This window comes from Paraburkholderia sp. SSBN10T (assembly GCF_056619545.1).
Genome location: NZ_JBWQQI010000004.1, coordinates 254,124 through 273,545, shown reverse-complemented (window position 1 = coordinate 273,545; position 19,422 = coordinate 254,124). Strand labels below are relative to the sequence as shown.

The following is a 19,422-nucleotide window of genomic DNA, read 5'->3' as shown; positions in this document are numbered from 1 at the left end:
CTCGCACGATTGCTCTAAATCACGCTTAGCGAGCCGGAATCACCAGATGCTGTCCGACCAGAATCAGGTTCGGATTCGGCAGATTGTTACGTTGCTGGATGTCGCGATAGCGCGAACCGCTGCCCAGTTGAGCTGAAGCAATCAGATTCAGCGTATCGCCGTGCTTCACGGTGTAATCGCGCTCGCCCGAGACCGCAGCGGTTGTGACCACCTGGTCGCTGATGAAGTACTTGCGCAGCAGGTCCAGGTATGCGGGAGTTTGCTTGACACGGCCAATTGCGCTGTTCAGATAGATCAACAGGTTCTGGTCCGCCGCCCTCACGCCGATCTTGTACGAGATATCGGAGCCATCGAGCTTGGTGATGGCGAACTTGAGGTCGGTACCCTTGATCGATTCGACCGCGAACGGGTAATCGTAGATAAAGCAATCGACCACGTGGTCGTCGACACTCTTGTTGATGAACTGCGGGTCCGAGTCGTTGACTTCCACCAGCTTGCTGTTCGGAAACTGGCGCGTCGCGAATGCCCGTACATCCGGATCGCCCTGCAGAATACCGATCGTCTTGCCGTTCAGATCCGCCGCCGTTTTGATCGGCGAGCCGCGTTGAACGATCAGCGCATAACCGAAATCGTCCAGATACGGATTGGTGTACACCACGCCGTTCGGCGTGTTATCCGGAAAGGTCAGACCGTCCATGGCGATATCGGTCACCGGTGCGCCATTGGACGACACCAGCAGTTGCCGCGGCACGTCCTGATACGCCTCGACCTCATGATGCGTATCGATCTTGATCACGCCACCCTTGTTGAACTCCGGCTGCGCAAACAGCAGTTGCGCAAAATCGTAGTTGAAACCATGCGGCACGCCGTTGGTTTCGCCGTAGATCGGCTCGGACGGGTTTTCAACCGAGATACGCACGGTGTGATTCTGCAGAATCGACTGAAGCGCATCCCTGCTGGGTGCGGCTCCGTTCGATGTATCGGTCTGCGGCTGCGATGGGGCCGGCGCCTGCTGCGCCATCTGCATCGACTGCCCCGCATTGCCTGTGTCGATCCCGGCAACCTGGGTGTTGTTGTGCTGGCCGAAGTATCCTTGCTTGTAAGCAAAGATGGCGCCCCCGACCACGGCCACGGTGACAACGAGGCCAACGAGTTTCTTGAATCCTGAAGTGAATGCCATTGACTGGCTCCTTATTTTTTCTTGAGGTAATCCGTATAGCTGACCGTCGAAGCATCGCCGGTCGTCAACTTCGGTTGTTCGTCTTCTACGATGCCCAGATTGCGGCGGCTCAATTCTTCGAGCAGCTTCATGCCGTTCTCCGTATTCACAGCCTTGCGAAGATCCGCGCTATCGATGAACTTCTTGGAGTCCAGCATGAACGATTCGATCTCGCCGACCTTCTGGCCGTAGTCTTCGGCCATATACGCAAACGTATCGTTTTGCAGACCTTCGATATCCTCGGAACCGGAAAACGCCGATTTGAACATGCGCCACGCGTTGTGAGTCGAGCTCGCCACGTTGTACTTGGTGGTTTCCAGGTTGATCTTGAAATCGGTATTGCTGATGATGGTTTCAAGCGTCTCGCTGGCGTGGGTCATCTTGTCGTACCAGCTTTGCGTCACCGTATAGAGCGGCTGCAACTCCTTGTACGCTGCATTGAGCTCCTGCAGTTTCATGGCGCGGCTTTCGATTTCAGTTTGCGATCCGTGATGCGATTGCAGGTACTGCGCCTCTTGCAGATAGGTGTCTGCCTCGCGTTTGTAGCCATCCATCGTGTTCTTGATCAGTTCGACCTGACCGCGCGCTTTCGTGCGGTACTCGTCGGCTTCACGCAAGCGCATGCGGGCCAGCTTTTGCGTCTCGCGCAGCACGCCCGCCGGATCGTACTTGATGACCGAGTAGGTCAAGGCGCGCATCAGCAGCTTGTACCTCAGCCACAGCAACCTGCGCAGCGAACCGTCGATCACCAGCGCATACACGAGGCCAACGGCGATCGCGCCGAACACGATCGCCAGAACCGTGTTCTCCATCAGATTGGCCACGTAGGGCATGATCTTGTACGCTGCCCAACCGAGTCCGCCGAGGACGCCGGCACCCACCACCATGCCGGTGGTGCCTTCCTTGGTATCCCAGAAGGATTTCACGCGCCGGGTCGCCTCCGACTTGATCAGGTTATTGGCCATTTGCGGCGCCTCCCAGGTGTTGCTGCAGTTTCGCCGCGAGGTCGCCATAGCGCTTGTTGAGCGTGGACGAAACCGAGCCGAAGTCGATCCGCGCCTTGGCAAGATCGGCCGCCCTGGCAATGGCCTGCGTCCCGACCTCTTCCTTGCGCGCACTCAATCTGGACATCTGCGCCTGCAGATCGCTGATCTGCTCGCCCAGTTGTTTTTCCTGATCGCTTAGCGCATGAATCTCGGACTCCGCCTGGGCGACGAAGGTCTGCTCGAAATTCGTCGCTTCGCGCTGCAGCACCGATGAATACGACTTGACTGCCGTCAGCAGCGCATCCGTCTGCATGCTGGTCGCCGCCTGGGCGGCCTGAAAGCGTTGCTTTTCATCGCCGATGACGTTCTTCATGCTCTCCGACATCTTGAGAAACGCTGCGACGGGAGCGAACGCGGCGTTGCTCTGGATCTGATGATCGATGTGCTCTTCGACTGCCGGGACATCGAGACCTGTACCGGCATGTTCGATCGGGGCGGCGGCCTGCGACGCCTCCGGGACCGGAGCATGCGGCGGCGGATCCGACGCCGCAACCGTGCCCTTTGCATCGACGGGCTCTTTGGTTTTGTCGGACTCCTCCTCAAAAACAAATGCTTTGATCCTGTCTTTTATGCTCATGAATGGTCTCACCAGGTAGTTGCCGCGCAATAAGACTCAGGCCGGGCCGGTTGTGCGAATCCGATGATTGGCGATCCACAAACGCAGCGCACGCCGTCGTTTAAAGACTGTCGAAAACAACTCATTACCGGTGTACAGGTACACCGGACTAAAAGTGCGTTAAGCAAGATTTGTCAATTCCCGTTCCAGTGCCTCGACGGCCCAATCGTGGCAGGTTCTGGCACGCGTCGTGCCGGGATCGCAAGTCCATGACTTGATCGCTTCGACGCTACAGGGTCGCCGGGTGTGTTTGCTGATGAGCCTCGCGGCTTCACTCTGAGATCCAGCCAATGCGCATAACTCACGCATGCGCGCGCGGTTATCGATCGGTTCGGAGGAGCCAAGCGTGTTCATGTACATCAATATAGCACTTGGCAATGCGTAATATTTCACCTAACCAATCTGGAAAGATCAAATCGGGTGCCCGGATTCGGACTCCAAACAGCTTATATTCCGTTCGCGCTTCGGATTTCTTATATTTAGCTTACCAATATGCTAATTGCATTCACCTTTCCTTTCGACGCGCTGCGTGCCGTACAGACTCTATAGCCCACGCAAATGTCACCGGCACGTGACATGCGCAGGGACAGCGCCGGCAGCCATTCAAGAAATCCAGATAATCTGCCGTTATCCCGTTAGGCGGCCTTTATTAAACCTACCGCAACGGACCCCACCCCGATCATGCAGATTCAGAACGCTATTTCCGTCAGCAACAGCGCGACCACCACGCAAGCAACGACTTCAACGCCCGCCGCGACCACTACGACGGCTGCGACCGGTTCGTCAACCGCTTCCGGCAGCTCCGGTTCGAGCAGCACCAGCACGAGTTCGACCACCAGCACATCGGGCACTGACAAAAAGCAGGCCGCAGGTGGTGGCAGCGCAAGCAGCAGTAGCAGCACCACGACCGCAGAGATCGAGAAGCTGAAACAACTGATCAAATCGCTGCAGGCACAGCTCGCGCAGGTCGAATCACAGATGGGGCACGGGTCGCAACAACCGGCGCAGAGCACGCAAGACACGCAAACCTCATCGAACACGAAAGCGGCCCGTGTGAGCGGCGAGGTCAGCGCGATTTCCGCGGCCATCCAGACGGCCACGGCTGAACTGGCGCAACTGATGCTGTCGTCAGGCCAGACCACAGGGATTGTCGACACGCAGGCGTAAGCGGTTCGCAGGAACGCTGCTTCAGATATCGAGGCTCCTCGTGCACCAGGATAGAGGCCAAACCAGCTTCCGTGACGTCTGGTTGAGAGGGTAGATGCCCAAACCGTCGAGACCAGTCGGCTAGGGAAACGCCAAAAGAACACGTCTATGACCGGCATATCGCCAGCATCATAAGCCAGCACGCACGATCCTTTACTGGCGCGCAGCGGAAGGCATGATCCCGACCGCTTACGCATTGACGCTGAACGACCCTGCTGCCCAAGCATTGAACAGCATTTCCGCCATCCTGAATCCCACCACGACGTTCAATCCTGCCGGCACGAACAGAACGTTTTGTATCGGCTCGCCCGACTGCCTCGACGTATTCTTTGTGGCGGGACGCGGATTGCTAACCCATCCCTGAGCGAACATCTACTCTATGTGCGCAATAGCATAAGGGCGGCACGCCGCACCGTATCGGCGTGGACGGCATGTGTCCGGGCTGCGTCACCGGGATAGTTGGCCGGATTGGCCACACGTTATGTCGGTGTGTATATTACGCATCGACAGCATGGTGAAAGCCGCCTGCTCCGCCCTTGCGCAAGGCGAACAGCGAATCTCTCATGCGTTTAGCCGGAATCCCTTTGGAGGCAACATGCCTGTACCGCACGTTGTTTCGCGTAAAGCCGCAGCCATTGCCGCAACGTGGAGCATCGTTGCCGCATTGACCGGGTGCAGCACGCCTTCGGCCATCGTCGAGCCTGAGAAAATCGCCGTAGACGCGTTACCGAACGGCATTGCGGTACGGCCGGACGATGGCGCACTCTTCATCACGGATGACCGCACCAGCAGCGTGCTCTCGTCAACCAGCGGCACGTTCGTACCCTACGCAACGATTCCAGTCGCAGCGGGTCAAGGGAAAAGCCTCAGCCAGTTAACCTTCACGCGCGCCGGCTCGCTCCTTATCGAACGCTTCGGCTTCGGCAGCGCGAGCGCGATCTTTGAAATCAGTGGAGACGGCACGCCGTCTGCGCTGACCGGACCCGATCCGACCCGGCGCAGACTGGGGCTGCTCGCGCTCGGTCCAGGGCAACTCCTGTCCACCTGGTTCGTCAAGAGCGGCAACAGCGCGCCGCAAGGCGGGTTAAGTCTCGTGACCTATGACGAGGGGACCCACACTGCCGTCGAGCGCGACCTCATGACGGGACTCGGCAAACCTGTCGGCGTTGCGGTATTGGGCGACAGCGTGTTCGTTTCGGACCAGGCCAACAACAACATTGTGAAGGCGAGTCTGGCCGCCCTATTGGACTCGCCCAAACCGGTGACACCCACCGTCGTGGTCGCGCAGATCGATAGTCCCGATCTGATGGCCGTGGATACCGAGGGAAGGCTATATACGAAGTGCAACAAAAACGGATTCTGTGAGATCGCACCGGACGGCACGATCAGCGTACTCGCAAACGACTTCCAGGACGCCCGTGGCGTGGCGATCGACGCACGGCAACACTTGCTTTACGTGGTTGACCGCGCGGCATCGGCGAGCGGAAACAGTTACGTACGTACCTTTGCGCTCAAGTGATCGGGCCAATGATGTTCTATCCGCAGATGCCGTGGTCGTGCTGCCCTTAAGACCGACGTGCGCTCGACAACGCGGCGGAATGCGTCTGGCCCAGCCGCTGCTGTGGACCGGACACACCCGCCGCAATTCACCGCTACATACCCGAGGCAGTCACGATAGCGAGGCTTGGACAGTAATGGGTTGCAGTGAGATACGCCGCTTGCTGCGACCGGTCCCCTGCCGCATTCGATGTCGGCGGATCGATAAACACAGACGCGTTATTCGATCCTGCCGGAGCCGTGAAGCTCATCGTCACTTTCCACCAGTTCCCAGCCTTCACCGCACTCACCGAACTCGCTTGCCCAGCACCCCACGTCCCTCGCACGGCCTGGCCGGTGTTCGTATTCAGGACCCAGGCAAATTCAGTGCCGCTCGGGTCATCGGTTTGTATCGATCCACCAGGAAAGACGGTCGCGTTGGTGGTGGCAAGAACATAGTCGGTGAAACTATAGGTCTGGCCACCTCGCACCCTGATGATTTCGTGGAGATTGGCAACCGGCGAACCATTCGTGGCGGTCAGCGCCGCCGCATGCATGCTGCTTCCCGTGATATCGGTCGCGGGTACGGCGGTGCCGCCATTTGACTGGCTCCATGCATCCGGCGTAGCGAGACTCAGCGGTGCATTGATCAGGTTGTCCGCAAAGCAGGCAGCAGAAGTACTATCGGCTGGCGGCCCATAAAAGCTCGCAATGCTCGCCTGGATCGCGTTGTCTGTTGCATCGGATGTCGCCTTGGTGATGATCGCGCCTTCGGAAAACTGGATGGGAGCCGCGCTGCCGTCACCTCCTTCACCAAGCGATAGTCCACCCTGCCACTGCCCATTGAAAGCGTGGCCCGCATCGTTTCCAAAGTTATAAGCTTCCGGCGGAGCCGCGTCATAAAGTGCTGTGAGTACGCTTTGCGAAGCCGATCCGCCTTTTACCGCGAAGAGGTTTGACGCCGTCACCGGTGAATATTTGGAGAGCACCGTAACGAATTTCTCCTTCCACGGCTGCTGCGGACCATACAGATAAACGCCCGCTTCGGCGTCCACTCCCGGCCAGTTGACATCGAGTCCATTACATACGGGGTCCTTTACATTGGGCGCCTGGGCCGAATCGCCATCACAATAGCCAAACACTGCGGCGTTACCGTTTGCGAACGCCAGCGCGAACATTTCGCCCTCGACTTCTCCGTGTGCATACGTGCTGGGGTTCGCGCTGCTTTCCATATTCCCGTAGGTGCCGCAGCAAGTAGACGACTGGTCATAATGCGCTCCCGCCACCATATATTCGGCGATCTCGCTGTCCCCGATCGACTGGTTAACCGTGCCGAACCTGTTGCGATAGGCTTGTCCCGCCAAAGTGGCGAGAATCGGAACCTGCGCGCCATGCAACGAAACAAAAGCAAGCTTCGCCGGCGTGCCGGCAAGTGCGGGCAAATCGTTACCGATCGATACCTGCAAGGTTGGCGATTGCGTGGTCAGCGCGGTGGGAGGCTGCTGCAACTGGATGGTCAGTGTCCCAGAGGTTCCCGGCAGCGTGATCGTTGCAAAGCCGTTGATGACCGGAACGGTCGTAGTCGGTTGCGATCCTGCACTACTGTTCGGGACGGTCAGCGACTCTGTTCCATTTTGATTCAACGTGAGGGTGGCCGACACATTGCCGAACGTGCCACCCTTGAGGGGCGCAACCAGGTCGATCTGATCGTAAATGTAGGTGATGGAGCAGGACGTATTGTTGCAGAACGCGTTGGTGCTTCTGACATTCGCTGAACCGATCAACGCACGCTCAGCGCCGTTCGGCAAGGTACTCCGCGTATAGGGATAGACGTTCAGCGTTGCGTTATCGGACGCCCGTTGAATCTGGAACAACGGACCGCTGTAGTTCTTTGTCAACAGGCGAGTCACGCTGTGAGCCGCGGAGCACGGCGTGCCGGCGGTCGCCGCCGCATCGCAAGGTAACGGCAGATCCGACGCCTCCGCCGTTGATGTACTGGTATTCGACTGGTCTGCTGCAGTCGCTGCCGACGAACTCAGGTTCGACGCGGCTGCCGCTTGAGGTTGTGCAGACGCGGAGTCGGTACCTCCATTGCACGCCGCAAGCGCGACAGTCATCGCCAGCAAGGCAGCAATTAAGCCAATTCTTCTGGACATCATGAACTCCTCCTATGGAAGCAAGCTTCGGATTAGTCTCATCACGCTTAGTTATGCAAACCTTATTGAACAGAATCGTCTTTGCTTGAACCGATACGCTTCGGGACCATCACTCCGGACGCTCGGCGCGTACTACGAGCAGTCGGCGAGCAATGCTTTTCCAACAGCCAGGATAACCATGGGACCCTTGCCGAGGCGGAGAAAAAGGGAAATTGAAGATGCTTTGGGGACGACGTGCGTCGCCAGTGCAGCGTGCCGTGCCGATGCGGCCTCGCCGGCTAGGCGGCAAGATGGCGCTCATCGCGTCTCGCTCGCGCTGGCGGCTAGCGAACGCGGCCGGCGTCCAACACGGCCGCCAGTCGGTGCAGCACTCCGCGGATTACCATTGTCGTCTCCATCGTCGTCGCATCGATTGTCAGCCTGTGGAAAGCATCAGACCTTACACGGCAACACATATTATTACTAATATTAGTCAATGATATCGTTTCGCCATGTAAGGATAATCCCTTATATGGCGAGCGAAATGCTGAGTAACAGGGGTAGGAACGGCCCGCGCCTGGCGTTCGACCAGCACCATCGCCGGTCATTTGCATCGTCAATATTATTGCTAATATGAACTACCGAAGCACGGTTACCAGCCAGCAGAGCCGGTTGCTGCACGTCTCAAGATGGTGTCGTCCGGCCGACGTCCATCCGCAATTCCAACGCATCGCTCAACAGGAAGACGGACGCTTAACCTGAACCCATGACAAGAATTAAATTCGACACTGTCGTACTCGGCGCGGGCATCGTAGGCGTGTGCGTCGCCGTGCATCTTCAGAAGCGCGGCCGTCAGGTCGCGCTGATCGACCGCAAGCTGCCTGGCAACGAGACTTCGTTCGGCAACGCCGGCCTGATCCAGCGCGAAGGCGTTTATCCGTATGCGTTTCCCCGCGAACTCAGCAAGTTGCTCCGCTACGCGCGCAACCGTTCGCCGGAGCTGCGCTACCATGCCGACGCGCTCATCAAAACCGCACCGTTCCTATGGCAATACTGGCGCAATTCTCATCCGGCAAAGCACGCGACTATCGCGAAGTCCTATGCGACGCTGATTGAGCATTGCGTGAGCGAGCACCGGGCTCTCGCGGCCGAGGCCGGCGCAAGCGGGTTGTTGCGCGCGAGCGGCTGGATCAAGGTGTTTCGCACCGAGGCAGTACAAGACACGGAAACCCGCCTCGCTGAAAAGTGGCATCGGGAATATGGCGTCGAGTTCGAAGCACTCGACCCCATGCACCTGCAACAGGCTGAACCCAATCTCGACAAGACCTTGTCAGGCGGTTTGCGCTATTCGTCGTCCGATTCCGTGAGCGACCCCAACGCGCTCGTGACCGCCTACGCAAAATATTTCGAAGCGCTAGGCGGGCGATTCTTCATCGGCGACGCGGATTCGCTTCGCGAGGGTTGGGAGCTCGATACGAAAACCGGAGCGATCGCGGCATCGTCGGTGGTCGTCGCGCTGGGACCATGGTCGGACCGTGTCGCTAGCCGGTTCGGCTACCGGTTGCCGCTCGCCGTGAAACGCGGGTACCACATGCACTATGCGCCACGAGCGGAGACCCGTCTGCATCATCCTGTGCTGGACGTCGAGAATGGCTACCTGCTGGCGCCTATGGCACGAGGCATCCGGCTCACCACCGGGGCGGAAATCGCACGCTGCGATGCCCCGAAGACGCCCTTGCAGCTCGCTGCCGTCGAACCTGTTGCCCGCACGCTGTTTCCCCTGGGCGAGCGTCTCGACAACGAACCCTGGATGGGCCGCCGCCCCTGCACCGCTGACATGATGCCCATCATCGGACCTGCGAAGAATCAACAGGGCCTGTGGTTCGCGTTCGGTCATGCGCACCACGGCTTGACGCTCGGCCCTGTCACCGGCAGGTTGATCGCCGAAATGATGACAGGTGAAGAAACATTGGTGGATACGCGGCCATTCAGGGTCGAACGGTTCTAACAGGCTTCCAGCACAGGTCTCCCCCACATCGCCGCTGGTTTTGAAACTTCTGCCAGGCTAAAGCCGGCCCCCTGTGGAAGGCAATCCAAGAATGATCTGGGCTACGCATACGCGGTAAATTTCCACCACCGCAGGAGCCTTATAGTCGAGGTGCAGGTGATCTAAAAACGCATCTCCCAACGTTTTCGCGTCGAAGGCTATTGACGAGGTTCGCGCCACCAGTTCCGCCACACTTTGAGCCCGACTGGCCAGCGTTACACGCTGCAGCAAGTCAAAGTCGCCGTCGTTGAGATGCAGCCAGAGATGCGTAGATTCGACCACATGCTCCGTCGCAAGCCACTTTCCGGTCAGATAACGCGTGATGAGTTGCGACACCACGAGATAAGTCAGAAGTTCGGCCTGCGCACCAATGTTGGGATAAGTTGACGGCGGCATAGTGATTTCTTGTCAGACCGAGGTCAAGCTTATCCCGATGCTCGTTGATTTTTCATATGTAAGCATGACTAATAACCCATGAGAACGGTTACTGATAAGGCTGAACGGCGCAATCAACTCAGTCTTCTAATGAAGACACCATGACATCAAAAACAGAACCCCGATTGCGACGCATACCCAGTCAGAACCATTCATAAAAAACAAAACAGATCGGCATGCGTAAAGTCGCCTGAAGAAAAAAAGCCTGCCCGCATCAGGGGAGTGGGCAGGCCAAAACCCCGAGGGGCGCAAAGCTGTTCGGCGGCACCTCGGAGCGCCGAGGCGATCATAGGTCGGAAATAAAGCGCGACGGCACCAGTGGCGGAACCGGCCAAGCTGTTGACCGAACTCGACAATTACTAAAAAGACGGCCGCCTCAGTTACGAAGGCGGCCGCATGGAACACTTTCCATGTCAAAGCGAGAGCGGGGACTCTCGGGATAAAAGGCTATCACCATGGAACTACTGGTTTCCGCCAAAAGGTTGATCGATTCGGTCGACCATTGTTACCTGGTACTCCGTTCTTTTCCAATATCTGCTGTCGTCATCGTTGAAACGCTATGCACGAGACATGGCAGCCTCGACTCGAAAGAGTCGATGGGCAGCTCCAATAGCTGACCACAATCAATCTGAGTAACTTCGGATTTCGAATCAAGATCGTTGCGAGCCCTACGCTCACGACGACTTTTCGGCATCCGTGGGATGCGACGGCTTTGCCACGGGCGGGGACGGTAAGCAGTTGAAAAAGGGCCTGCCCCAAGGGCTTGCGGCAGGCCAACCTTCGAGGAGGGTTGCGAATCGAGAGCCCCTCGAATGGACCGGGGTCAAGTCTAAGATGAAAAAATCCTGCGACGACCCAAGATGGCGGATTGGATCAAGCTGTTGACGGAACAGGACAAAGACTCGTGACGTGGCTTCTCACGACCGGAGCAAACCCAGACCTTGTCGTCCACGCCTTGAAACCACGTGACCTGGTCGATCCGTGAACCAAATCGCATCAAGACCGTTTTGCCGGCGCACGCAAGGACAGGATGCTGCGACCAAAGGCATGCGATCACTGGAATACCAAGGCCAGGCAAGACACGATTCCGACCGGAAGCGCTACAACTGACGACCAACCCATTAATTGCAGGGCGTCCTTGAAGGTGGCGCGCAGTGACCTGCCCGGGAATCGGGAGCGCAAATCAAAACCAGCTAGCCGGCCAAGATGATTCGTCACGATCCATACGGCGCAGATAAATTTCAAGAACAGATAGGCCACGATCCATGCGAAGCAAAACGTGGAAAGTGCCGAAAATGCGATACCCATACAGGCTCCGTACCCTGTTCTATTCGCTTAGGTTAACAGCGCCATTGTGCGTTAGCGTTGTGGCGCCCGAAAGCGTCGACGTGCAGGATCGAGTATTCCATCCTTAGCGTCTTAACGTCCGTCCAGGAAATGGAGAATTACGCCAACCGGACGATCGGACGGACTGAGAATGTACCGACTCTCGTCGTGCTGCAGTCGCCAACATAAGGTCGCATTCGGACACCCGGTGGCAGAAGTTTTAATCGTTCTATAGGATCGACCTCAACGACTAAAGCCCCTTAATAGAAACTCGGATGCTGCGGCAATAAAAGACTTTATTCAGTCACTCAGGATAGCGAAGCAGTGTCGAATGATGAACGATACCTGAGACTTTGCTGGAGAGAGTGCCGTATTCGCCGTCGCCAGACGCGCCAGAACGCTTGTGGCCGCGTCACCCCAGATTTCATCAGCCGGGTCAACCCGAAACCGCTCAGGCGGATTCCGCTTACGCATCAGGCGGGATCCGGATTTCCTACGCCCGTCAATGGGCCCGTCACTCAAGAAAAAGGATCCTGCAGCTTGCGCGCAAATCGACCTCAACTCGCCCCACGAGCGCTGGCACTCGGCGCTGCACTTGCATTTTCCACATCAGCGTATGCGGTCGATCCGGCACTGAACTCCCTCGGGCAGGCAGGCGGTCTGGTCATTCCGTACGCGTTCGCATTGCCGGAGGGTGTTGGCGAAGCGCAGTACAACGATTACATCGACCCTCGCTATGGCAAGCGGGCAACGGGTTCCCAGATCTACTGGGGCGCGTTCGGTCTCTTGCCTTATGTTGAGTTGGCTGGCGGGTTGGCGAACTATCCGGGGAATGTGCCGGCGCCTTACCCGGGCGCGGATCACACCATTCTTCGTCACCTGATGGCCGACGTCAAACTGGAAGTGCCGCAGTTCTTCAAATATCAACCGGCTATCGCGTTCGGCATGACCGACATCGGCGGTCAAACACATTTCTTTCGATCAAAGTACGGTGTGGTCTCACAACCGTTTGGGCCGCTCAACCTGACAGTGGGTTATGGGCAAGGCGATCGGCTCGATGGCGTGTTCGGCGGCGTTCAGTTGTCGCTCTGGCATACAGGGCTGTCGCTGCTGGCAGAGGACGACTCGAAGACTCCCTACGTGGGCGTGCGTTATCAGTCGCCACGCATTAGCTGGCTAGCCGATGCCAATGTAATCGGTACCGTGACGCGCGCAGTTCGCTCGACAGACGGCGTATCGCCGCGCACGTCGATTTCGGTGGGAATCCAGATACCGTTCGGCAAGCGGTTCAGTCCGCAGCGCTGCTCCGGCGGCCTATGCGACGACACCTCCGCGCAGGTTCAGCAGGAATCAGCCAGTGCCAGTGCCAGTGCCAGTGCCAGTGCAGGTGCAGGTGCAGGTGCAGGTGCAGGTGCAGCTATCGTGCCACGTAGCTTGCCGGCTCCGCACCAGACCGCAGTGGCGGACCATCCCAACGATCTTGCCGAGGAAGCGATTGCCTTTGTTCCACCGCTTCAATCCTATGCGTCGATCACCGTGGCCGATGCATCTCCAGCGGCGCCCGCTGAACATATGCCGGTCATTCCGGCGCCGCCGGACACATCGGCGCTCGATGCGATCGCCGCGCAGTTGTTTTCCGCGGGTCTCGAACGGGTGCGCGTGGGGATCAGCGGGCAGGATCTCATTGTCGAATACGAAAACCACCGATACAACCAGAACGAAGCCGATGCGCTTGGCATCGTACTGGGCGTGGCGAGCATCAACGCGCCGCCGGGCGTCGAGCGAATTCATGCGGTGATCAAGAAGGCCAATGAACCGCTTGCCGACGTCTCGGTCGATCGCGAAGCCTATGCGCAATTCCTCACCGGGGGAACGCCCGCAGCGGCAAGTGCATCGATGACAATGCGCGCGCAGCCCGACTACAACGCGGACTCGATTGCATGGCACGGCAATGACCGGAGCCACGGTCTTACGCGCATACAGATCGCGCCCATCACGAGCTATCTATACGGCACCGAGTACGGGAATTTCGACATTTCGCTTGGGGCGAACATCCAGGGCTTCGTTCCGCTTTGGCGGGGCGCCGAGTTGTACGCGAGCTATATTGCGCCGCTGTACAACACAAAGAATATGGACAACGGCAGGATCTTCAGCCAATACCGTCTGCGTGGCGGGTTGTCCACTGCGGCGTTGGCACAGAGTTTCTGGGTCATGCCGCAAGTCCTGAACGTGGCCGCCGTCGGCAAGTTCGACCACAACTACCTTGGCATCGAGAACGAAACCACCGCGTTCGTTCCTGGCCGCCCCGACATCGTCCGACTGCGCCTCGCATATCTGCACCAGGAACCCGGTCAAGATGCGCTGGCGCATGAAACGAACGCGTTGCTCAGCTACAGATGGGTACAACCCAAGTGGAATCTATGGATCGAGGCCGGCGTAGCGCGCTATGTCGAGGGCGACAAGGGGCCGTTCATCACATTCACACGCTGGTTCGACGACGTATCGGTCAGCGTCTATGGCGAACATAGCGGCCGAGGCAGTTTTGCCGGTGCAGCCATCAGCTTCCCGCTCACGCCGCGCCAGGGCATGAGGCCAGGCATCACTCAGGTCTACGGCGCCGAAGCGTTTGCGCTGAACTTCCGCACCCGCGTTGGCTCGACCAACTACCTGACGCCTGGCGCGACGCAGAACCTGAGCTTCCCGTATAGCGCCGACCAGGATCTTCTCAACCAGGGACGCTTTAGCGCAGCGTATTTCGCGACCCAACTCTATCGAATGCGCGATGCGTACGACCGCTATGCAAGGCCCGATGCCGCCCCGTCGAAAACGGATCAGTACGGCAAGCCAGACGGTCCTTCCGCTTCAACAACAGTAACGCCGCCCGGTGCCTGCGAAGCCGGTCTACAGAGCGTGACGAAAACGCAGGCTCAGCCGCCTGCAAATTGTGAGTGACTTAATCTTTGGAGAGAAACCATGAAGCTATTTGACGCCTGCGCGCGGCACACGCTGCGGTTCGGATCGATTGCGCTGGCAAGCAGTGCGCTCGTTGCATGTGGCGGAGGCGGCAGTTCGCCCACCGCCACCATCCAGGGTACCGCGGCAGTCGGCGCCCCGATGGTCAACGGAACCATCCAGATGAGTTGCAAGAACGGTTCCAGTAGTACGACTACGAATTCAAACGGAGCGTTTTCGTCTTCGTTCAAGTTCGACGGTCCGTGCCTGCTGACCGCCACAAGCGGTTCGATCGCCCTCAATTCGTTTGCCGTTGGTGCCGGAACCTACAACATCACGCCGCTCACCCAGTTGCTGCTGAGCTACCTTGCCGGCCAGCTCGGCACGACACTCAGTGGTTTGATTGCCGGCATCACGACCAATACCACCTACGAGAGCGCGCTGACGAACACGACAGTGATCACCAATGCAGAAAATGCAGTGGCGAAACTGATAGCGAGCATGTACAACGTGACGTTGTCGACGAACGCGTTCCTGACCGTGGCGTTCACCCCAGGGCAACCTGGCGAGGATGCCGACCTCGACTCCCTCCTCACGGCTGGAGCGATTACGAGCGACGGCCAGCCCGTCGCAGCTCTTGCGAGCGCGGCACTTGCCGCCGGCGCTGCCGCGCCGATTTCCGGTGCCGGCGGATCGCCAACCGGCGGCACGGGTGGAACAGGTGGAACCAGTACGCCGGGCTGAACGAAAACATAGAAGGCCCGGAACTCCCCAGGCCTGTTCATGCTAATTACAGGCTCCGGGATGTTGGCCTGCCGCCCCTTGGGACGCGCAGGCTTTCTTATTTGCCGGCTCGAGCCACAGCCTGGCAGCGCCGCGGTCAGCCTATCGATTGACTAACTTGCAGCACATCCAGATGTGCTTCCAGGTATGTCCGGAAGGCAGCGCTAACTTCCGGGTGGCGCAGCGCGAACTCGACGGTCGCCTTCAGATAGCCGAGCTTGCTGCCGCAGTCAAAACGCGTGCCGTGATATTTGTACGCGAGCACCTGCTCGTCGGCGAGCAGCGACTGGATCGCATCGGTCAACTGCAGTTCGCCGCCGGCGCCCGGCTTCAGCGCGCGCAGATGTTCGAAAATCCGCGGCTTGAGCACATAGCGGCCGACCACGCCCAGGTTCGACGGCGCAACTTCCGGCGCCGGTTTCTCGACGATGCCCGACATCTTGATGATCGGACTTTCCCACTCCTTGCCGTCGACGATCCCGTAGGACTTCGTCTCCGACGACGGGATTTCTTCGACGCCGATGACCGAGCTGTGATAGTGGTCGAACACCTCGACCATCTGCGCCATCACGGGCGGCGTGCCGTACAGCAGGTCGTCCGCGAGGATCACCGCAAACGGGTTGTCGCCCACCAGCTTCTCGGCGCACATCACCGCGTGGCCAAGGCCGAGCGCCTCAGGCTGGCGCACGTAGAAGCAGTCGACATGGCTCGGCTTGATGCTGCGCACCAGTTCGAGCAGCTTGTCCTTGCCGCGCGCCTCGAGTTCGGCCTCGATCTCGTACGACTTGTCGAAGTGATCCTCGATGGCCCGCTTGCTGCGGCCCGTGACGAAGATCATTTCGGTGATGCCGGCCGCCATGGCTTCTTCGACCGCGTACTGGATCAGCGGCTTGTCGACGATGGGCAGCATTTCCTTCGGGCTCGCCTTGGTGGCGGGGAGGAACCGGGTGCCGAGACCTGCTACCGGAAATACCGCTTTTGTAACTTTTAGCATGTGAGATCCCAAGTGTCATTGAAGAAGCTGGCACGGAAGAATGAAAAAAGCCCGCTCTCCGGGGGGAAGGCAGGCTCAGGTTCCGAGGTACATCTGCTCGTCCTGTGAACCTCGCACCTGTGCCGGTCCGCCAGACGACCTGCAGACAAGATAGCCGCGCCATAATCTGTCTGGCCGCGAGTGGCGGAAACAATCCATATTCTGGCAATCCGGCACACGGCAACAGAAGTTTCGTCTTGCCATAGCCGAGATCGTATTCATTCTCCGCTCGATAGAAGCGCATACCAGCGCCCTGAACTATGCATTTTTTTAAATCGCAATCGTTTGCGAACCCCAAATTATGCGACTTCGATAAATTTCACTTGTCTCCAGCTTTATGGATGGCATCTCAATACTCAAATCGAGCATATATGCAAATTCTATTTATTTACCTTGGCTTCAATCAATCGACATAAGCGCACCAGCCGGCGCGATGAGTTACTGTCCAACACCGCAGAGAATGGCGTCTGAATCGTAATCAGCAATCTTTGCGATGCCTAAGCCGGGATTACGATTGGGCGGACGTGTTACGACGACGCGCTCACAGAACGCTTGCTGGCGCGGTACTCGGTTGGCGTGGTTGAAAGATGTTTGCGGAAGAGCTTCGAGAGCCAGCCACCTCCTCCAAGTCCGCAACGGCGGGCGATCTTGTCCACCGGCAGATCGGTTTCGACAAGCAGGCGGCAACACATGTCGAGTCGCACGAAAGACAGATACTCAGACGGTGTGACACCCATTTCGATCTTGAAGCGGCGCAGGAAGTTTCGCTCGCTCATGGCGGCAACCTGCGCCGCCTCGTCGATGACAATCGGCCGGTCGCCGTTCGCTTCCAGCCACTTGGCCGACGCCTGGATCTTCTCGCTCACGTAGGTCGGCGCATTCTCGCGGACGGTCGCTGTAAACCGCGTCTGCTGGGGCCGCGGCAGGACGTGATCGGTAATCTGACGGACAATTTCCGGGCCGAAGTCCTCTTGAACCAGCCCCAGCGCGCTTTGCAACGGGCTGGCGAACTCCGTCGCACCGCCAAGGTCGGGAGTCCCGTATTGGAAAGTTTTCGGAGTACGCCCAGCGCATGACTGAAGGCTGCCGGCACGCCCGAACCCGGCGGCTTCGAGCAGCCAGCGCCCTTCGCCGAGCGGGGCCACCAGTCCGCTGCGCTGGCATTCGCGGCGCAGCCAGTTTGTCAGGCGTTCATCGCGTACTGCATTGCGGACCCCGCTTCCGCCGCCGATAAATAGCGCGTGGAAACCGTCAGGATAGCGGCGCGCCTCGACTCCTTCCGTCCAGACGAATACGGACGAGGAACTGTCGACCCGGCCACCGGCCGCGGACAAAAGACTCACCTTGTAGCGAATCTGGCCGCTCAATGCGCTTTCCCCGTCGGTAAGCGCATTCGCCGACTGGAATATTTCCAGAACCGTGGCGGCCTCCGGCAGCGCAAAGCCGCTAAACAGGACTATTCCAATGTTTTTAACTGGTCGCACACCTCCCAGGACGGGCCGTTGCTCGACGCTGTTATTGTGAACCGCCTCAAAACACTCCATCAGATTTCCCCGGAAATTGGTAGGCACTCCAGCTTTCTTTGAACTGGATTTATTAACAGAATTTATCCTACAAAAGAATCTATCCTATCTATATGTAGTGGCGGAATCTGCCAACATGTTGGCGGATTCAATCAATCGAGGAAGCGCATGCAATTGGAATGTGCTGACCATGGAACTCCCCAAATCCGTGCATCAGTGGAGGAAGATTTCGAAAGATAAGCAAACAAAGTTTAGTGCGCTTCGATGAGCATCAAAAATAGTATTGCGATTCCGAATGAATGCCGCGGGCGATGGTATTCGAAATGCAAAAAAACCACCACCCAACCGGCGAGCGCCACCCGGGAACCACAAATCTTATGCGCATCGGTGCACAGCGGAGCCGCAAGGTATCTGGCAACGGCCGCTACCGCATGGCTGGGGCCCCAACGTCACGATCAGCCGGCGGCGCGAGTTTCCGTCATGTTCGCCGGCCAGGCGCCCACCTGTCGTAAGCCGAAATTACCTTGTCGAGTTTCGCCACGCCTCGCACAGGTAAGTTTTCTTCAGTGACGATGCACGTTGATCGAACCGTCCCTGCGCCCATCGCGCATAGGTCAATGGACGCTACCAGACGAAGCACATTGAAGCAAATGAGAGGGTGCGCGATTGCCGCGCTTCCTCGCACAAAGGCACTATGCTTCCAACCGAAAAATTCCTGCAAACTATCGACCTCACCCCTCTGGTCGCCATCGATCTGATTGTTCCGAACCAGAACGGCGGATATCTGCTTGGACACCGCGTCAACAAACCCGCGCAGGGGTTCTGGTTCGTGCCGGGCGGCCGCATCCGCAAGAACGAACGCCTCGACGACGCGTTTCGTCGCATTGCGCAAGATGAACTCGGCCGCACAGCCGTCGAGAGGACCGACGCCGATCTTGTAGGGGTGTACGAACATCTGTATGACGACAATTTCAGCGGGCAACCCGGTATCTCGACCCACTACGTCGTGCTCGGCTACAAACTACGTCGCCCGCTTGAACTGGGCAATCTGCCCAACGCCCAACACACCGCTTACCGCTGGGCAACCGGGGAGGAAATCGTCGCCGACCCAACCGTTCACCTGAATACGCGGGTCTATTTTGGCGAGCCCATGCCGCGCTAGTCCTCGACTCGGGCAGACCATGATTGGACTCGCCAACTGCCGGCGTCAACTTCCTGGATCGCTGGTTGCGCCGCCTGCCTGAACCCACCCTCGAGCTCAGGCGACTTCAGGCTGTATCGTCAATGCGGTTTAAGCGTCTCCTGCTCCTCTCGATCAGCCGCAGCCATGATGGCGACGTTGGTCGCCTCGCACACGGCGCTTAAACATTCCAGGTCGTTCTCGCTCACCGGCAATGCCTCGCAGGCACTCTTGACCAGCGCGAGATAGACCCGCGCACGGTCTGAGGCAACCTTGCCGTTTGCCACGTCATCCCGATGAGCCCGCAGTAATTTCACGGTTGCTTCGACAAGCTCGCTCGTCTCGTTCTCTATGCTGGACAGATTGTTCGACATCGATCGCTCTT

The 19,422-nt window shown here is 58.3% G+C and carries 17 protein-coding genes; 7 read left to right on the top strand and 10 right to left on the bottom strand.

Going from position 1 to position 19,422, the window contains the following annotated elements; translation table 11 throughout:
- Nucleotides 1–25: 25 nt before the first annotated feature.
- The 4 genes from AC1ECK_RS08340 to AC1ECK_RS08325 form a co-directional block, all read right to left on the bottom strand.
- On the bottom strand, nucleotides 26–1,180 hold the full coding sequence (locus tag AC1ECK_RS08340; RefSeq protein ID WP_480317834.1) for a transporter substrate-binding and LysM peptidoglycan-binding domain-containing protein: 1,155 nt from the start codon (nucleotides 1,178–1,180) through the stop codon (nucleotides 26–28).
- A gap of 11 nt (nucleotides 1,181–1,191) precedes the next feature.
- Entirely contained in the window at nucleotides 1,192–2,184 is a 993-nt protein-coding gene (locus AC1ECK_RS08335; RefSeq protein ID WP_480317832.1) for a hypothetical protein, read from the bottom strand.
- Entirely contained in the window at nucleotides 2,174–2,842 is a 669-nt protein-coding gene (locus AC1ECK_RS08330; protein WP_480317830.1) for a hypothetical protein, read from the bottom strand. Before AC1ECK_RS08330 ends, AC1ECK_RS08335 begins: the two co-directional genes overlap by 11 nt.
- A 728-nt stretch (nucleotides 2,843–3,570) precedes the next feature.
- A complete protein-coding gene (locus tag AC1ECK_RS08325; protein ID WP_480317828.1) occupies nucleotides 3,571–3,822 on the bottom strand; it encodes a hypothetical protein in 252 nt (83 codons plus the stop codon).
- 37 nt (nucleotides 3,823–3,859) lie between these two features.
- Between AC1ECK_RS08325 and AC1ECK_RS08320 the strand changes: the two genes are divergently transcribed.
- The 3 genes from AC1ECK_RS08320 to AC1ECK_RS08310 all read left to right on the top strand — a co-directional run bounded on the left by AC1ECK_RS08320 (nucleotide 3,860) and on the right by AC1ECK_RS08310 (nucleotide 5,606).
- A complete protein-coding gene (locus AC1ECK_RS08320) occupies nucleotides 3,860–4,048 on the top strand; it encodes a hypothetical protein (protein ID WP_480317826.1) in 189 nt (62 codons plus the stop codon).
- Between the two features lie 214 nt (nucleotides 4,049–4,262).
- The gene (locus AC1ECK_RS08315) at nucleotides 4,263–4,451 is read left to right on the top strand and encodes a hypothetical protein (RefSeq protein WP_480317824.1); all 189 of its coding nucleotides are present in this window, start codon (nucleotides 4,263–4,265) and stop codon (nucleotides 4,449–4,451) included.
- 231 nt (nucleotides 4,452–4,682) lie between these two features.
- Nucleotides 4,683–5,606 carry an NHL repeat-containing protein gene (locus AC1ECK_RS08310; protein WP_480317822.1) on the top strand — a complete coding sequence of 308 codons (924 nt, stop codon included), beginning with the start codon at nucleotides 4,683–4,685 and terminating at the stop codon, nucleotides 5,604–5,606.
- A gap of 133 nt (nucleotides 5,607–5,739) precedes the next feature.
- On the opposite strand, the gene AC1ECK_RS08305 is transcribed toward AC1ECK_RS08310, so the two are convergent.
- A complete protein-coding gene (locus tag AC1ECK_RS08305) occupies nucleotides 5,740–7,782 on the bottom strand; it encodes an arabinofuranosidase catalytic domain-containing protein (protein WP_480317820.1) in 2,043 nt (680 codons plus the stop codon).
- 751 nt (nucleotides 7,783–8,533) lie between these two features.
- On the opposite strand from AC1ECK_RS08305, the gene AC1ECK_RS08300 reads away from it, so the two are divergent.
- Nucleotides 8,534–9,766 (top strand): NAD(P)/FAD-dependent oxidoreductase, encoded by a 1,233-nt coding sequence (locus AC1ECK_RS08300; RefSeq protein ID WP_480318129.1) that lies wholly within the window; start codon nucleotides 8,534–8,536, stop codon nucleotides 9,764–9,766.
- A gap of 57 nt (nucleotides 9,767–9,823) precedes the next feature.
- On the opposite strand, the gene AC1ECK_RS08295 is transcribed toward AC1ECK_RS08300, so the two are convergent.
- On the bottom strand, nucleotides 9,824–10,201 hold the full coding sequence (locus AC1ECK_RS08295) for a hypothetical protein (protein WP_480317818.1): 378 nt from the start codon (nucleotides 10,199–10,201) through the stop codon (nucleotides 9,824–9,826).
- Between the two features lie 1,092 nt (nucleotides 10,202–11,293).
- Complete coding sequence (locus AC1ECK_RS08290) at nucleotides 11,294–11,548, bottom strand: hypothetical protein (protein ID WP_480317816.1); 255 nt, start codon at nucleotides 11,546–11,548, stop codon at nucleotides 11,294–11,296.
- A 558-nt stretch (nucleotides 11,549–12,106) separates the two neighbouring features.
- Here AC1ECK_RS08290 and AC1ECK_RS08285 point away from each other — a divergent pair.
- Nucleotides 12,107–14,518, top strand: coding sequence for a YjbH domain-containing protein (locus AC1ECK_RS08285; RefSeq protein ID WP_480317814.1), 2,412 nt, complete (start codon nucleotides 12,107–12,109; stop codon nucleotides 14,516–14,518).
- A 21-nt stretch (nucleotides 14,519–14,539) separates the two neighbouring features.
- Nucleotides 14,540–15,262: a carboxypeptidase regulatory-like domain-containing protein gene (locus tag AC1ECK_RS08280; RefSeq protein ID WP_480317812.1), complete on the top strand. Its 723-nt coding sequence runs from the start codon at nucleotides 14,540–14,542 to the stop codon at nucleotides 15,260–15,262.
- Between the two features lie 136 nt (nucleotides 15,263–15,398).
- Here the strand turns inward: AC1ECK_RS08280 and galU are convergent, their stop codons facing one another.
- Both galU and AC1ECK_RS08270 read right to left on the bottom strand, forming a co-directional pair.
- Nucleotides 15,399–16,295, bottom strand: a complete 897-nt coding sequence (galU, locus tag AC1ECK_RS08275) for a UTP--glucose-1-phosphate uridylyltransferase GalU (RefSeq protein WP_480317810.1) — start codon at nucleotides 16,293–16,295, stop codon at nucleotides 15,399–15,401.
- Nucleotides 16,296–16,861: 566 nt separating this feature from the next.
- Nucleotides 16,862–17,878, bottom strand: coding sequence for a GlxA family transcriptional regulator (locus tag AC1ECK_RS08270; protein ID WP_480317808.1), 1,017 nt, complete (start codon nucleotides 17,876–17,878; stop codon nucleotides 16,862–16,864).
- A gap of 673 nt (nucleotides 17,879–18,551) precedes the next feature.
- Between AC1ECK_RS08270 and AC1ECK_RS08265 the strand changes: the two genes are divergently transcribed.
- Entirely contained in the window at nucleotides 18,552–19,019 is a 468-nt protein-coding gene (locus AC1ECK_RS08265; protein ID WP_480317806.1) for a GDP-mannose mannosyl hydrolase, read from the top strand.
- Nucleotides 19,020–19,138: 119 nt separating this feature from the next.
- On the opposite strand, the gene AC1ECK_RS08260 is transcribed toward AC1ECK_RS08265, so the two are convergent.
- Complete coding sequence (locus tag AC1ECK_RS08260; protein WP_480317804.1) at nucleotides 19,139–19,411, bottom strand: hypothetical protein; 273 nt, start codon at nucleotides 19,409–19,411, stop codon at nucleotides 19,139–19,141.
- Between the last annotated feature and the right edge of the window lie 11 nt (nucleotides 19,412–19,422).